This is a genomic window from Xanthomonas sp. (assembly GCF_017163755.1).
Classification (GTDB): Bacteria; Pseudomonadota; Gammaproteobacteria; order Xanthomonadales; family Xanthomonadaceae; genus Xanthomonas_A.
The window spans coordinates 44,813-58,260 of record NZ_JAFIWC010000005.1; the positions used below are offsets into that span (position 1 = coordinate 44,813).

12 protein-coding genes are annotated in these 13,448 nt (G+C 72.1%); 5 read left to right on the forward strand and 7 right to left on the reverse strand.

Features of this window, described 5'->3' with window-relative positions; translation table 11 throughout:
- Window positions 1–20 precede the first annotated feature (20 nt).
- The 3 genes from JR065_RS04810 to greB all read right to left on the reverse strand — a co-directional run bounded on the left by JR065_RS04810 (window position 21) and on the right by greB (window position 1,745).
- On the reverse strand, window positions 21–416 hold the full coding sequence (locus tag JR065_RS04810) for an HIT family protein (protein ID WP_206232798.1): 396 nt from the start codon (window positions 414–416) through the stop codon (window positions 21–23).
- Window positions 417–438: 22 nt separating this feature from the next.
- Window positions 439–1,098: a dienelactone hydrolase family protein gene (locus tag JR065_RS04815; protein WP_206232607.1), complete on the reverse strand. Its 660-nt coding sequence runs from the start codon at window positions 1,096–1,098 to the stop codon at window positions 439–441.
- Window positions 1,099–1,238: 140 nt separating this feature from the next.
- Window positions 1,239–1,745 (reverse strand): transcription elongation factor GreB, encoded by a 507-nt coding sequence (gene greB, locus JR065_RS04820; RefSeq protein ID WP_206232609.1) that lies wholly within the window; start codon window positions 1,743–1,745, stop codon window positions 1,239–1,241.
- A gap of 148 nt (window positions 1,746–1,893) precedes the next feature.
- Here greB and JR065_RS04825 point away from each other — a divergent pair, with 148 nt between their 5' ends.
- Window positions 1,894–3,351, forward strand: a complete 1,458-nt coding sequence (locus tag JR065_RS04825) for a rhomboid family intramembrane serine protease (protein WP_206232611.1) — start codon at window positions 1,894–1,896, stop codon at window positions 3,349–3,351.
- Window positions 3,352–3,454: 103 nt separating this feature from the next.
- On the opposite strand, the gene JR065_RS04830 is transcribed toward JR065_RS04825, so the two are convergent.
- Both JR065_RS04830 and JR065_RS04835 read right to left on the reverse strand, forming a co-directional pair.
- Window positions 3,455–4,741 carry a tetratricopeptide repeat protein gene (locus tag JR065_RS04830; RefSeq protein WP_206232613.1) on the reverse strand — a complete coding sequence of 429 codons (1,287 nt, stop codon included), beginning with the start codon at window positions 4,739–4,741 and terminating at the stop codon, window positions 3,455–3,457.
- 115 nt (window positions 4,742–4,856) lie between these two features.
- Window positions 4,857–6,362 carry a helicase HerA-like domain-containing protein gene (locus tag JR065_RS04835; RefSeq protein WP_206232614.1) on the reverse strand — a complete coding sequence of 502 codons (1,506 nt, stop codon included), beginning with the start codon at window positions 6,360–6,362 and terminating at the stop codon, window positions 4,857–4,859.
- Between the two features lie 207 nt (window positions 6,363–6,569).
- Between JR065_RS04835 and JR065_RS04840 the strand changes: the two genes are divergently transcribed.
- Window positions 6,570–8,159, forward strand: coding sequence for a transglycosylase SLT domain-containing protein (locus JR065_RS04840; RefSeq protein ID WP_206232616.1), 1,590 nt, complete (start codon window positions 6,570–6,572; stop codon window positions 8,157–8,159).
- Window positions 8,160–8,621: 462 nt separating this feature from the next.
- Here JR065_RS04840 and asd read toward each other — a convergent pair whose 3' ends face one another.
- Complete coding sequence (gene asd, locus JR065_RS04845) at window positions 8,622–9,470, reverse strand: archaetidylserine decarboxylase (protein WP_206232618.1); 849 nt, start codon at window positions 9,468–9,470, stop codon at window positions 8,622–8,624.
- Window positions 9,467–10,120 carry an SCO family protein gene (locus tag JR065_RS04850; RefSeq protein ID WP_206232619.1) on the reverse strand — a complete coding sequence of 218 codons (654 nt, stop codon included), beginning with the start codon at window positions 10,118–10,120 and terminating at the stop codon, window positions 9,467–9,469. The genes asd and JR065_RS04850 overlap by 4 nt, the downstream gene beginning before the upstream one ends.
- A 248-nt stretch (window positions 10,121–10,368) precedes the next feature.
- On the opposite strand from JR065_RS04850, the gene prmB reads away from it, so the two are divergent.
- Genes prmB through JR065_RS04865 form a run of 3 tightly spaced genes read left to right on the forward strand, consistent with a single transcriptional unit; the run spans window position 10,369 to window position 13,440 of the window.
- On the forward strand, window positions 10,369–11,295 hold the full coding sequence (prmB, locus tag JR065_RS04855; protein ID WP_206232621.1) for a 50S ribosomal protein L3 N(5)-glutamine methyltransferase: 927 nt from the start codon (window positions 10,369–10,371) through the stop codon (window positions 11,293–11,295).
- Window positions 11,292–12,395 carry a chorismate synthase gene (gene aroC, locus JR065_RS04860; protein WP_206232623.1) on the forward strand — a complete coding sequence of 368 codons (1,104 nt, stop codon included), beginning with the start codon at window positions 11,292–11,294 and terminating at the stop codon, window positions 12,393–12,395. The genes prmB and aroC overlap by 4 nt, the downstream gene beginning before the upstream one ends.
- Entirely contained in the window at window positions 12,388–13,440 is a 1,053-nt protein-coding gene (locus JR065_RS04865) for a 2-hydroxyacid dehydrogenase (protein ID WP_206232625.1), read from the forward strand. Before aroC ends, JR065_RS04865 begins: the two co-directional genes overlap by 8 nt.
- Window positions 13,441–13,448 lie beyond the last annotated feature (8 nt).

Genomic DNA, 13,448 nt, shown 5'->3' on the forward strand with positions numbered 1-13,448 from the left:
CGCGTTCCGGAAAGGGACGCCTATCGTAGCCGTTGCCGCCACGCTTCGACACGGGCCGCCAGTGCGTCGGCCTCGTGCCGCTGCGCGGCGCCGCTGCCCCATACCGGCCCCGGCCATGCCGCGTCGCCCTCGTGGCGCCCGACCAGGTGCACGTGCAGCTGGCGCACGATGTTGCCCAGTGCGCCGATATTGAGTTTCTGCACTCCTGGCTCGGCCCGCAACAGCTGCGAGACCTGGTTGATCTCGGCCAGCAGCAGGCGTTGCTGGCCGCCGTCCAGGTCGATCCACTCGCCGGCCGCCGCCACCCGCGGTACCAGCAGCAGCCATGGGAAGCGCGTGTCGTCCATCAGCCGCACCTGCGACAGCGGGCCGTCGGCGACGAACGCGCTGTCGGCCTGCAGCCGCGCATCGAGCATGAACTCGCTCACCGGCCGCCGCTCACCGCAGGTGCTCGGCCAGGAACGCCAGGCTGCGCTCGCGCGCGCTGTTGGCGCTGTCCTCGTCGTAGGACGGGCCGCCGTCGCGGTTGAAGGCGTGGTCGGCCGGATAGACGAAGGTCTGCATCTGCGGCAGCTTTTCCCGGTGCTGCTGCACCGCCTCCGGCGGGATGCTCTTGTCCTGCGCGCCGAAGTGGAACATCACCGGCGCCTGCGGGGTCTCGTCGAGGAACTGGGTGTTGCGCGCGCCGTAGTAGCTGACCGACGGCAGGCCCAGCCGCAGCGCCGCCAGCAGCGCCACGCTGCCGCCCCAGCAATAGCCGACCGTGCCGACCTTGCCGGCCGGCGCCAGCATCGTGGCCGCGGCGCGCACGATGTCCACGGCCTTGTCGAAGCCGAGCTGGCCGACCAGGTCGCGGCCTTTCTGGAACCCTTCCGGGCCGTAGTCCAGCTGCACGTCCTTCTCCACCGGGTCGAAGAACGCAGGCGCCAGCACTTCGTAGCCTTCGGCGGCGTAGCGCTCGGCCACGTCGCGGATATGCGGATTGACGCCGAAGATCTCCTGGATGACCACCAGCCCGCCGCGCGGCGCGCCGTTCGGTGTGGCGTGCCAGGCCGAGACCTGGCCATGTTCGGTGTCCAGCGTAGTCCAGTGGGCCATCGTCTGCTCCTGTTGGCGGATTGGGCCGACATTATCGGCGCGGTGCGGGAAATGCGCGGTGAGCGCGGGGGACGCGGCCCGCCGCCGCTGGCCGGCCTCGGCCGGCGCAGCCCGATACCGGCCGGACGGGCCGCGGCGGATCAGGCCTGCGGGTAGGCTACCGCGACCAGCGCGAAGGACTTGCGCCCGCCCGGCAGCTCGACCTCCAGTTCGTCGTCCAGGCGCTTCTTCAGCAGCGCGCGCGCCAGCGGCGAATCGATGCTGATCCAGCCGCGCACCGCGTCGGTCTCGTCCGGGCCGACGATGCGGTAGCGCACGATCTCGCCGCTGTCGGCGTCCTCCAGCTCGACCTGGGCGCCGAAGAACACCGCCTGCGGGTCCGACGGCGGCGCGTCGACCACGCGCAGCGCTTCCAGCCGCTTGCTCAGGTAGCGCACGCGGCGGTCGATCTCGCCCAACTGCTTCTTGCGGTAGGTGTACTCGGCGTTCTCCGAGCGGTCGCCCTCGGCCGCGGCCGCCGCCAACGCCTTGACCACCTCCGGGCGCCGCTGCCGCCACAGCTCGTCCAGCTCGCGCTTGAGCCGGGCGTGGCCTTCGGGCGTGATCAGGGCGGTGCTTTTCTCTGCGGGGGGACGCCAGCGGCTCATCGGGACGGCATGCGGTCGGTTGCGGGAGCGGCCGATTCTAGCGTTCGCCGCGACCGCCGCCGTGCAGGCCGCCGCCGCCGCGCGCATCGCTTGCGCGGCCGTGGCCGATCGCCGAAGCTGCCGCGTTCCGACGACAAGGACGTTGCGCATGCTGATCCTGCCCCTGCACCGGCCGCTGAGCCGCGAGAACTTCCCGTGGATCACCATGCTGCTGGTCGCCAGCAACGTGCTGGTGTTCTTCCTGTTCCAGTCCGGCGACGAACGCGCGCTGGCGCAGGCGCAGCGGTACTACCAGCGCGAGGAACTGGGCCGGTTCGAAGTGCCGGCGTACGCGCGCTATCTCGACCAGTCCGGCACGGCGACGCTGCGCAAGCAGTGGGCCGAACTGCCCGCGCGGCAGCGCGGCGAGTACGTGGCGATGCGTACGCTGAGCGATGTCGGCTTCGTCGCGGCGATGCGCGAAGGCCGCCTGTTCGACGATGCGGATCAGGCCCAGGGCTGGGCGCAGCGGCGGCCTGGCTACGACCGGCTGTTGCAGCGGGTGTTCACCCTGCGCCACGTCCTGCGCAGTTCCGAAGTCGACCCGTGGCGGATGCTGTCGGCGGCGTTCCTGCACGGCGGCGTGACGCACCTGCTCGGCAACATGCTGTTCCTGGTCGCGCTGGGGGTGTTGCTCGAGGGCGCGATCGGCGCATGGCGCTACCTGGGCGTGTACCTGCTCGGCGCGGTCGGCGCCAGCGCGGCCAGCCTGGCCTGGCGCTGGGGCGAGCCGGGCGGCGGGCTGGGCGCCTCCGGCGCGATCGCCGCGTTGATGGGCGCGTTCTGCGTGGTGTGGGGGCGCCAGCCGGTGCGCTTCTTCTACTGGTTCTGGGTGGTGTTCGACTACGTGAAAGCGCCGGCGATCGCGCTGTTGCCGCTGTGGCTGGGCTGGGAGGTGTTCAACCTGCTGGCCAACGACGAGCAGGGCATCGGCTTCGACGCGCACGCCGGCGGACTGCTCAGCGGCGCGCTGCTCGGCGCGGTATTGGTGATGCTGCGCCAGGTGCGCGGCGATTTCATCGCCGACGCCGCCGTGGCGCCGCCCGGCGACGACCGCTGGCAGCGCGCGCAGACCCACCTTGGGCGGATGGAGAGCGCCCAGGCCGAGGCCTTGCTCGGCGAACTGGCGCATGAGCAGCCGCAGCGTTTCGACGTGGCGATGGCGCGCTACCGGCTCGCGCGCAACGCCGGGCAGGCGGCGACCGCGCTGCAGCGCGCGCTCGACGTGCTGCGTCTGGCGCCGGCCGATCCGGCCGAGGTGCGGGGGCAGGCCGCGCTCGCCGCCGAGCTGGTGCAGGCCGGCGCCACGGTGCCGGCGGATCTGCGCGCGTCGTTGATCGAGCGCTGGCCGTCGTTCGGGCTGGTGCGCGAAGCCGAAGCCCTGCTGCAGCGCAGCGAGGCGGTACTGGCCGAAGCCGAACAGGCGCGGCTGTGGTTCCGGCTGGCGCTGGCGCATGGCGAACAGCATGCCGGCGCGCAGCAGCGGCGCCTGCTGGAACTGGTGTCGGCGCGGTTTCCGCGGCAGCCGCAGGCCGACAAGGCGCGGTTCCTGCTCGAACAGGGTTGAGCCGCGCCGGACGGACGTCCATCGGCGCGGAAGAACCTGGACGGCGAAGCGGGACCGGCGGCGATCAGGGTACGCGTGCGCAGGCGCAGGCCGCGCGCCGGGCTCACGCCGGCGCCGTGCCCAGCGCCGCGCGTGCGGCCAGCAGGCGCCGGCGCTGCTCGTCGTCGTCGCAGCGCTGCAGCGCCTGGTCGAGCAGGGCGCGGGCGTCGTCGTCGCGGCCGAAGCGCTCGGCCAGCAGCAGCGCGGCCTCCAGCGCCCACTGCGTGGCGGCGGCGGCCTTCGGCCAGGCGCGCAGCATCGCCTGCAGCGCGTCGGCGGCCAGCTGATACTGGCTGGCCAGCCGCGCGCGTTGCACCAGCTGCTCGGCGTGCTCGGGCTGCAGCGGCACGAAGTCCGGATCCAGGTCCAGCGCCTCGCGCAGCAGCGCCGAGGCGCGCCGCTCCTGCCTTTCCTGCAGCAGCCGCGCGATGTAGTGCTGGGTATGCTCGCGCAGCGCCTCGCGCCGCGGCGTGCCGCGCAGCAGCCGCTGGTACAGCTCGTGCACCGCCAGCGACACCGCGCGCGAGCGGATCTCCGCGCGCAGCTGGTCCAGGGCGGTTTCGACATGGCCTTCGCGCACGTGGTGCTCGGCCTCGTCGAGCAGGCGCTGGTCCGGATCCACCCGGGTCAGGCGCGGATCGTTCAAGGCGTCCGGGGCGTAGCCCAGCGCCTCGTGGTACTGGTAGACCAGGTAGCCCATCAGGTGGAACGCGGCGAACAGGCCCCACAGGGTGAAGGCCATGACCGCCAGTTCGGACGCCACCGGCGGCAGGAACCCGCCGACCCAGCGCGCGGCGGTGAGCGCACTGGTCTGGATCACGAACAGCAGGCCGAACGCGGCCAGGTACGGCCAGCCGATGCGCAGCGCCAAGCTGAGGGCGGTGGCGGGGTTGGCGGCATGAAGCAGGCTGCCGTCGATCGCCAGCGAGATCACGCAGCCGGGCTGCAGGAACACCAGCACCAGCATCACCAGCAGCGCCGGCACCGGGCCGGCCAGCAACGCGGTGGCGATCACTGCGGCGGCGAACACGATCATCAGCGCCAGCAGCCGCAGCACGGTGCCGTCGCCGACGTCGAAGCTGTGCTCGGGCGCGGTCATGTGGCCGTCGGCGGTATGCCGCAGGATCTGGAACGCGTATCGGTAGACGCCGATCCAGATCACGCCGCTGACGATCAGCCCGACCAGCCCGGGCAGCAGCATCGCCACCAGGCTGCACAGGGTCAGCGCCGCCAGCGAGTAGCCGGCCGGGCCGTGCAGCGGGTAGGCGACGATGGTGCGCAGCCGCTGCCAGAACGGCACCGGCGCGGCGGCGGCAGGCGCCGGACGGCGCGCGCGATTGCGGTCTTCCATGACGAGCCACTCCCCTTAGCGGCTTGAACTGGCGCCATTGTGCGGGCCGGCCGGGCCGCGCGCAAACCCGGCGGCGGCGCGTCCGGGACCGGACGCGCCGAGCCGAGCCGCGGGGTCAGCGCTTGCCGCCGAAGATGCTGCCGAAGATGCCGCGCACGATCTGCTGGCCGATCTTGTTGCCCACCGTGCGCGAGGTCTGCTTGGCCATGGTCTCGAGCATGCCCTGGCGGCGCCGGGTGCCGAACACCGCATCCTTGACCGCCTGGCCGAAACCGCCCGGCTGCGCGTCGTCCTGCTCGCGGCTGCGTGCCGGCGGCGCGGCGGCCTGCTCGCTGGCCTGTTCCACCCGCCGCGCCAGCATCTCCGCCGCCGAATCGCGGTCGACCGCGTTGTCGTAGCGGGTGCCGACCGCGCTGCCGGCGCGGACCTGCGCCCGCTCGGCGTCGATGATCGCGCCCATCCGGCAGCGCGGCGGCGCGATCAGGGTCTGCTGCACCGGCATCGGCACGCCCTTGTCCTGCAGCGTCGAGACCAGCGCCTCGCCGGTGCCGAGCTGGGAGATGACCTTGGCCACGTCCAGCTTCGGATTGGCCACGAAGGTCTCCGCGGCGGTGCGCACCGCCTTCTGGTCGCGCGGGGTGTAGGCGCGCAGCGCGTGCTGCACGCGGTTGCCGAGCTGGCCGAGGATGTTGTCCGGCACGTCGTCGGGGAACTGCGAGCAGAAGTACACGCCCACGCCCTTGGAGCGGATCAGCCGCACCACCTGTTCGATGCGCTGCACCAGCGCCGGCGGCGCGTCGTCGAACAGCAGGTGCGCCTCGTCGAACACGAACACCAGCTTGGGCTTGTCCAGGTCGCCCACTTCGGGCAGCGTCTCGAACAGTTCCGACAGCAGCCACAGCAGGAAGGTCGAATACAGCCGCGGCTTGAGCACCAACTGGTTGGCGGCCAGGATGCCGATCACGCCGCGGCCGTCGTGGCCGACCCGCATGAGGTCGGCCAGTTCCAGCGCCGGTTCGCCGAAGAACGCCTCGCCGCCGTCCTGCGCCAGGCGCAGCAGCGAACGCTGGATCGCCGCCACGCTCTGCGCGCTGACCAGCCCGTATTCGGTGGAAATGTCCTTGCGCTCCTCGGCCACCAGGCCCAGCAGCGCGCGCAGGTCGTCCAGGTCCAGCAGCAGCAGGCCGCGGTCGTCGGCCAGCTTGAACACGATGTCGAGCACCCCGGCCTGAGTGTCGTTGAGCTCCAGGATCCGCGCCAGCAGGGTCGGGCCCATCTCGCTGACGGTGGTGCGCACCGGATGGCCGAGCTGGCCGTACAGGTCCCAGAACACCACCGGGTTGGCGGCCGGGGCGTAATCGGCCACCCCGATCTCGGCGGCGCGCTGGCGCAGCCGGTCGCTGCCGTCGCCGGGCACCGCCAGCCCGGCGACGTCGCCCTTCACGTCGGCCAGGAACACCGGCACGCCGATCCGCGAGAAGCCCTCGGCCAGGGTCATCAGCGTCACCGTCTTGCCGGTGCCGGTGGCGCCGGCGATCAGCCCGTGGCGGTTGCCAAGGCGCGGCTGCAGCACTACCGCGACGTCGTCGGTGAGGCCTTTGCCTAGCAGGATCGGGTCCATGGGCGGTTCCACAGGGAAGGTCGGCGGATTCTAGGCGCTCGCGCGCCGCGCCGCTCGGCCGCGCCGCGCGAGGCGGCATTGGACCGGGCGCCGAGGGCGCCGCGGCCATGAACGGAAGCCTGCCGGCGCGGTGTCCGCGTTTGTCCGACCTTGCCGCGGTATGACAGCGGCGGCTACCCTGCGGCCTTTCCGCCGTCGTCCTCGATCATGCCCCTTTCGTTCCGTTTGACCTGCGTGTGGCCCGCCGCGGCCGCCGTGGCGCTGTTGTCCTTCGTGCCCGATGCCCACGCCGCACGCGTCTCCGCCCGCGACCGGGCCGCGATCGAGGTGCTCGACCAGCGCATGGCCGCGGCCGAGAAGCGCTACAACGACGCCCTGGTGTTGGTGAACAACAGCGATCCGAAGGGCACGCAGGAGAGCGACGCGGCGCTGGAGGACATGGAGGACATCATCGATGCCTGCATCAAGCAGCGCGGCTGCGAAGTCGGCACCCAGCTGGCCGCGTACAAGCGCCTGCTCAAGGCCAGGGCCGACGCCCAGGGCGAGGCCGACGACGCCGGCGAGGACGAGGGCGAGCCGCTGCAAGCCGACCCCGACCACATCACCCCGCTCGCCGCCGACGTGCCGGAGGCCGCGCGCGCGGCGACGCTGCTCAACGACCAGCGCCACGCCTTCGACAAGATGGTCGAATACAACCCGGCGGTGCAGGCCGGCATCCGCCGCTGGCTCACCGACATGCGCCCGTCGCTGATGAACAGCTACGAGAACTACCAGAACCTGCGCGCGGTGATGTGGCCGGAATGGGAGAAGCGCGGGCTGCCCGAGGCGCTGCTGTTCGGCATCATGGCCAAGGAGTCCAACGGCCGCGTGCACGCCAATTCGCGCGCCGGCGCCGCCGGGCTGATGCAGTTCATGCCGGCCACCGGGCGCCGCTTCGGCCTGGGCCCGGACGGCACCGGCTTCGACACCCGCTACGACGCGCGCAGCGCCGCCGAGGCCAGCGCCGCCTACATGAACGAGCGCATGGCCCAGCTCAACCGCAACATCGAGCTGTCGCTGGCCGGCTACAACGGCGGCGAGGGCCGCGCCGCGCGCGTGTTCAACCAGATGCCCGGGCGCAGCTTCTGGGATGCGTCGGTGTACAACCAGTTCCCGGCCGAGACCAAGGACTACGTGCCGATGGTGATCGCCGCGGCGTGGATCTTCCTGCACCCGCAGCAGTACGGCGTGGCGTTCCCGAAGATCCACGCGCAGCCGGCGACGCTGCGACTGGCCAAGTCCACCACGATCTACGAACTGACCATCTGCCTGGGCAGCGACGGCACCCGCGACGGCTACATGCGTTCGCTGCGCAACCTCAACCCGCGCTACGAGCCCGACGGCTGGATCCCGGCCGGCGCGATGCTCAACGCCACCACCAAGATCGTCGGCCTGTACAGCCGCTATTGCGTCAACGGCCCGCGCGCCGACCTGGCGCGTGCGCTGATCACCGCCGACCTCAACGCGGCGATCCGCAGCCCCGAGCCCAGCTCCGCGCTCAGCGGCAGCGTCGCGGTGGGCGACCTGACCCCGGTGGCCGGCGTACCGACCACGGTGGCCACCGGCCGGCCGGAACCGGCCAAGCCCAAGCAGAAGCAGGTGCGCAGCTACCGGGTGAGCAAGGGCGACACCCTGGGCAGGATCGCGCAGCGCTACCAGTGCGAAATCAAGCAGCTGGCCAAGGCCAACGGCCTGCGCGCGCCCGGTTACGCGTTGAAGCCGGGCCAGTCGCTGAAGATGGTCGGCTGCGACAAATAGGCCGTCCCTTCTCCCGCCGGGAGAAGGTGGCGCGCAGCGCCGGATGAGGGTGGGTCCACAAGCAGCAGCTGCGTAGAAGGGGCTTTCTGCCCTGCTATCAGGAGCGTCGCCCGCCTGGCTACCGCGCCGTACCCTCATCCGGCCTTCGGGCACCTTCTCCCGATGGGAGGGGGGACGTGTGGCGCACGCAACGCGCAGCGATGGTCCGGCCGCGCCGCGCATCAAAAACGAAGCCATGATTCCCCCTCTCCGTCGGGAGAGGGGCAGGGGTGAGGGTACGGCAGCACCGGAAGTGCAAGGCCGCCGGAGCGTGCGGTCTGTCGCCGCCAACCGGGCCGGACCAGCGTTTCCGCCGCCAGCGCCGGATCGAGCGTCGCCACGCCTGGCTGCAGCACGATCACCGTGAAGCGGCCGTGCCGCAGGATAAGGACGGCGCCTGTGCGTCTGTCACGCCGCCGCGCGTCAGCCCTGCAGTCGCCTGGCGAGCGCCTGGCCAAGCCGGACTGGCGTTTCCGCGGAGAGGCTGGCGTCGAGCTGCGCCACGCCCGGCGGCAGCAGCACGATGACGGTCGAGCCGTAGTTGAAGCGCGCCATCTCCGCGAACCGCTCCAGCACGATGCCCTTGCCGCGCCAGTCCCTGCGGCTGATGCGGTCGCCGTAGCGCGGGATCTCCACGCCGCCCCACACCGTTTCCACGCCGGACACCAGCAGCGCGCCGACCATCACCGAGGCCATCGGCCCGAATTCGGTGTCGAAGTGGCACACCAGCCGCTCGTTGCGCGCGAACAGACGCGGCACATGGCGCACCGCGTCCGGGCCGACGCTGAACAGCCGGCCGGGCACGTGCACGGTCTCGCGCAGGGTGCCGCTCCACGGCATGTGCACGCGGTGGTAGTCGCGCGGCGACAGGTACACGGTGGCGTACAGCCCGTCGGCGAACGGCGCGGCGGCCGCGGCGTCGCCGAGCAGCTCGGCGGCGGTGAACGACTGGCCCTTGGCCTGGAAGATGCGCCCGTCCTCGATGCGGCCGAGCTGGCTGATGCGGCCGTCGGCCGGCATCAGCAGCGCCTGCGGATCGGGATCGGGCCGCCGCGCACCCGGCTTCAACGCGCGGGTGAAGAACGCGTTGAAGGTGGGATAGGCGCGCGGGTCCGGCTCGGCGGCCTCGTCCAGGTCCACGCCGAAGCGGCGCACCACGGTATCGATCAGCCACTGCTTCAGTCCCGGTCGCGACGAATACGCCAGCCGCCGCGCCAGCGACGACAGCAGCCGGTGCGGCAGCACGTAGGTCAGGCGCGTCACCAGGCTCATGGCGCGCTCGCCTTGGTCAATGCCTGCAGGTCGGCGGCGATCGCCGCCGGCTCGAACGGCGGGCGGATCAGCCCGGTCTGGCGGCCCTGCGGGTCGAGCACGGCGATCGCGGCCGAATGGTCCATGCTGTAGTCGTTGGGGTTCTGCTCGAAATGCTTGCCGGGCACCTTCTGGAACACGAAGCCCAGCGCGGTGGCGAAGCGCTCCAGCTCCGGCACGTCGGCGGTGGCGGCGATCGTGTCCTTGTGGAAGGCGTGGGCGTATTCGCCCAGCCGCGCCGGCGTGTCGCGCTGCGGATCGACCGACACGAACAGCACCCGTGGGCGCAGCGTGTCCGGGATCGACGCCCATTGCTTCTGCGCCCGGGCCAGGTCGGCCAGGGTGGTCGGGCACACGTCCGGGCAGGCGGTGAAGCCCAGGAACACCAGCGTCCAGTGGCCCTTCAGCTCGCCGGGGATCAGCGGCGTGCCGTCGGACTGGCGCAGCTGGAAGCCGGGCAGGGTGCGCGGCTGCGGGTACATGCGCACCGCGCGCGTGTCCGGCCACGGCGACGCGCCGGCGCCGGGGCCGAAGTACTTCTGCGCCAGCAGCAGGCCCAGGCCGGCGGCCAGCGCGACGATCAGGACGATGCCGAAATTGCGGTTGAACATGGAGCCTGTCACCTCGTGCAAAGCGGGTTGCGCCGCCACGCCGGAGCGGGCGCGGATGGCGCGCAGTGTATGTCGATACGCCGCCCGGCGAAGACGCGGCGCCGCGTGGCGCCGGGCTCCGGGGCCGCCACGCCGCGCGCTGCCCCTCAGCCGGGACGCCGCCCGTCGCTGCAGTTTCCCCTGCAACGAACGCTCATGATAGCGGCCGGCCCTCTATAATCGTGGGCCGAATCGCCTTGCCTGTTGCCATGACTGCCGCCGCGGCCGCCGAACTCCACACGATCATCGACCTGATCCGCTACGGCACCAGCCGTTTCAATGCCGCCGGCCTGAGCTTCGGCCACAGCTACGACAACGCCCTGGACGAGGCCACCCAGCTGGTGCTGCACGCGCTGCACCTGCCGCACGACCTGGGCCCGGCCTACGGCGCGGCGCGCGTGACCACGCCGGAGAAGGCGCAGGTGCTGGCGCTGTTCGAGCGCCGCATCGCCGAGCGCATCCCCGCCGCCTACCTGACCGGCGAGGCCTGGTTCGCCGGGCTGAGCTTCAAGAGCGACGCGCGCGCGCTGGTGCCGCGCTCGCCGATCGCCGAGCTGATCGAGGCCGGCTTCGAGCCCTGGCTGGCCGGCTGCGAAGTGAACCGCGCGCTGGACCTGTGCACCGGCTCGGGCTGCATCGCCATCGCGATGGGCCACTACAACCCGAACTGGCAGGTGGACGCGGTCGACATCAGCGACGACGCGCTGGCCCTGGCCGCCGAGAACAAGGCGCGGCTGCTCGCCGACAACGTCGAGCTGGTCAAGTCCGACCTGTTCGCCGGGCTGGCCGGCCGTAGCTACGAACTGATCGTGACCAACCCGCCGTACGTCACCCACGCCGAGACCGACGCGCTGCCGCCCGAGTACGCGCACGAACCGGAACTGGGCCTGCGCGCCGGCTTTGATGGCCTGGACCTGGCGCTGAAGATCCTGCGCGACGCGCCGGACCACCTGAGCGAGGACGGCCTGCTGATCTGCGAGGTCGGCGAATCCGAGCGCGCGCTGGTGCAACTGCTGCCGGAAGTGGACTTCGCCTGGGTCGAGTTCAAGGTCGGGCAGATGGGCATCTTCGCCGTGGAGCGCAGCGAGCTGCTCGCGCACCGCGCGCGCATCGCCGAGCTGGCCGCGCAGCGATGAGCTCCAACAGCTTCGGCAAGCTGCTGTCGGTGACCACGTTCGGCGAGTCGCACGGCCCGGCGATCGGCTGCGTGATCGACGGCTGCCCGCCGGGGCTGGAGATCGACGCGAGTGAATTCGCCCACGACCTGCAGCGCCGCGCCACCGGCAAGAGCCGCCACACCTCGGCGCGGCGCGAGGCCGACGAGGTCGAGATCCTGTCCGGCGTGTACGAAGGCCGCACCACCGGCACCCCGATCGCGTTGCTGATCCGCAACACCGACCAGCGCAGCAAGGACTACACCGACATCGCCCGCCAGTTCCGTCCCGGGCATGCCGACTACACCTACTGGCAGAAGTACGGCATCCGCGACCCGCGCGGCGGCGGCCGCTCGTCCGCGCGCGAGACCACGATGCGCGTGGCCGCCGGCGTGATCGCCAAGAAGTGGCTGGCGCAGCGCCATGGCGTGCGCGTGCGCGGCTACCTGGCCCAGCTCGGGCCGGTGCTGCCGCAGGGCTTCGCCTGGGAGGCGGTGGAGGACAACGCGTTCTTCTGGCCGCACGCGGCGCAGGTGCCGGAGCTGGAAAGCTACATGGACGCGCTGCGCAAGTCCGGCGATTCGATCGGCGCGCGGGTCACCGTGGTCGCCGACGGCGTGCCCCCCGGCTGGGGCGAGCCGATCTACGGCAAGCTCGACGGCGAACTGGCCGCGGCGCTGATGAGCATCAACGCGGTCAAGGGCGTGGAGATCGGCGACGGCTTCGCCGCGGTGACCCAGAAGGGCACCGAGCACCGCGACCTGATCGCGCCCGGCGGCTTCCAGTCCAACCATGCCGGCGGCGTGCTCGGCGGCATCGCCACCGGCCAGCCGGTCGTCGCCTCGCTGGCGTTCAAGCCCACCTCCAGCCTGCGCCTGCCGGGCGCCACCGTCGACGTGGACGGGCAGGCGGTGGACGTGATCACCACCGGCCGCCACGATCCGTGCGTGGGCATTCGCGCCACCCCGATCGCCGAGGCGATGGTGGCGCTGGTGCTGATGGACCAGGCGCTGCGCCACCGCGCGCAGTGCGGCGACGTCGGTGATGTCGCCCCGCGCATCCCCGGCGGTGGCGATGGCTGAGCCGCGGCCACGGGTGTGGGTCAGCCAGCCGCTGTTCGACGACGTCGTCGAACGGCTCGGCGAGCACTTCGCGCTGGCCACCACCGCGGAGGTGACCCGCTATTCGCAGCAGGACCTGGCCGCCGCGCTGGCGCCGCTGGACGGCGCGCTGGTGACCCTCAACGAGAGCATCGGCGCGGCGGAGGTCGCCGGCGCGCCGATGCTGCGCGCGATCGCCAACGTCGGCGTGGGCTACAACAACCTGGACCTGGACGCGCTCAGCGCGGCCGGCATCGTCGCCAGCAACACCCCCGACGTGCTCACCGAGACCACCGCCGACCTCGGCTTCGCGCTGACGATGGCCGCGGCGCGGCGCATCACCGAGTCCGAGCGCTGGCTGCGCGAGGGCCAGTGGCGGCAGTGGTCGTTCCAGGCCATGCTCGGCGTGGACCTGCACGGCAGCACCCTGGGCATCCTCGGCATGGGCCGCATCGGCCAGGCCATCGCGCGGCGCGCGGCCGGGTTCTCGATGCGCGTGCTGTACCACAACCGCAGCCGCGTGCCGGCCGAGGTGGAGCGCGCGCACCGGGCCAAATACGTCGGTTTCGACGAGCTGCTGGCGCGCGCCGACCATCTGCTGCTGGTGCTGCCCTACACCGCGCAGTCGCATCACCTGCTCGACGCCGCGGCGCTGGCGAAGATGAAGCCGACCGCCACCGTGGTGAACATCGCGCGCGGCGGCCTGATCGACGAACTGGCGCTGGCCGACGCGCTGGCCAACGGCCGCCTGGCCGCCGCCGGCCTGGACGTGTACGAGGGCGAGCCGGCGGTGCGCCCGGAGCTGCTGGCGCTGCGCAACGTGGTGCTGACCCCGCATATCGGCAGCGCCAGCGAGGCCACCCGCCGGGCGATGGTGTCGCTGGCAGTGGACAACCTGCTCGCCGCGCTGGGCGTCGGCGCCGATGCCGGGCGCCCGCCGAACGCGCTGAACCTGGAGGCGATCGCCGCTGCGGCGCCACATGGGCGCCGCGGCGCCGAGCGCGCCACCGCGGGCAAAAAACGCTAGGGAACCCC

Bases quoted from the DNA above. Each gene is read 5' to 3' on its own strand.
- greB (WP_206232609.1), bottom strand. From the start codon at position 1,745: ATGAGCCGCTGGCGTCCCCCCGCAGAGAAAAGCACCGCCCTGATCACG.
- JR065_RS04835 (WP_206232614.1), bottom strand. From the start codon at position 6,362: ATGGACCCGATCCTGCTAGGCAAAGGCCTCACCGACGACGTCGCGGTA.
- JR065_RS04825 (WP_206232611.1), top strand. From the start codon at position 1,894: ATGCTGATCCTGCCCCTGCACCGGCCGCTGAGCCGCGAGAACTTCCCG.
- aroC (WP_206232623.1), top strand. From the start codon at position 11,292: ATGAGCTCCAACAGCTTCGGCAAGCTGCTGTCGGTGACCACGTTCGGC.
- asd (WP_206232618.1), bottom strand. From the start codon at position 9,470: ATGAGCCTGGTGACGCGCCTGACCTACGTGCTGCCGCACCGGCTGCTG.
- JR065_RS04850 (WP_206232619.1), bottom strand. From the start codon at position 10,120: ATGTTCAACCGCAATTTCGGCATCGTCCTGATCGTCGCGCTGGCCGCC.
- JR065_RS04810 (WP_206232798.1), bottom strand. From the start codon at position 416: ATGCTCGATGCGCGGCTGCAGGCCGACAGCGCGTTCGTCGCCGACGGC.
- JR065_RS04865 (WP_206232625.1), top strand. From the start codon at position 12,388: ATGGCTGAGCCGCGGCCACGGGTGTGGGTCAGCCAGCCGCTGTTCGAC.
- JR065_RS04840 (WP_206232616.1), top strand. From the start codon at position 6,570: ATGCCCCTTTCGTTCCGTTTGACCTGCGTGTGGCCCGCCGCGGCCGCC.
- prmB (WP_206232621.1), top strand. From the start codon at position 10,369: ATGACTGCCGCCGCGGCCGCCGAACTCCACACGATCATCGACCTGATC.
- JR065_RS04830 (WP_206232613.1), bottom strand. From the start codon at position 4,741: ATGGAAGACCGCAATCGCGCGCGCCGTCCGGCGCCTGCCGCCGCCGCG.
- JR065_RS04815 (WP_206232607.1), bottom strand. From the start codon at position 1,098: ATGGCCCACTGGACTACGCTGGACACCGAACATGGCCAGGTCTCGGCC.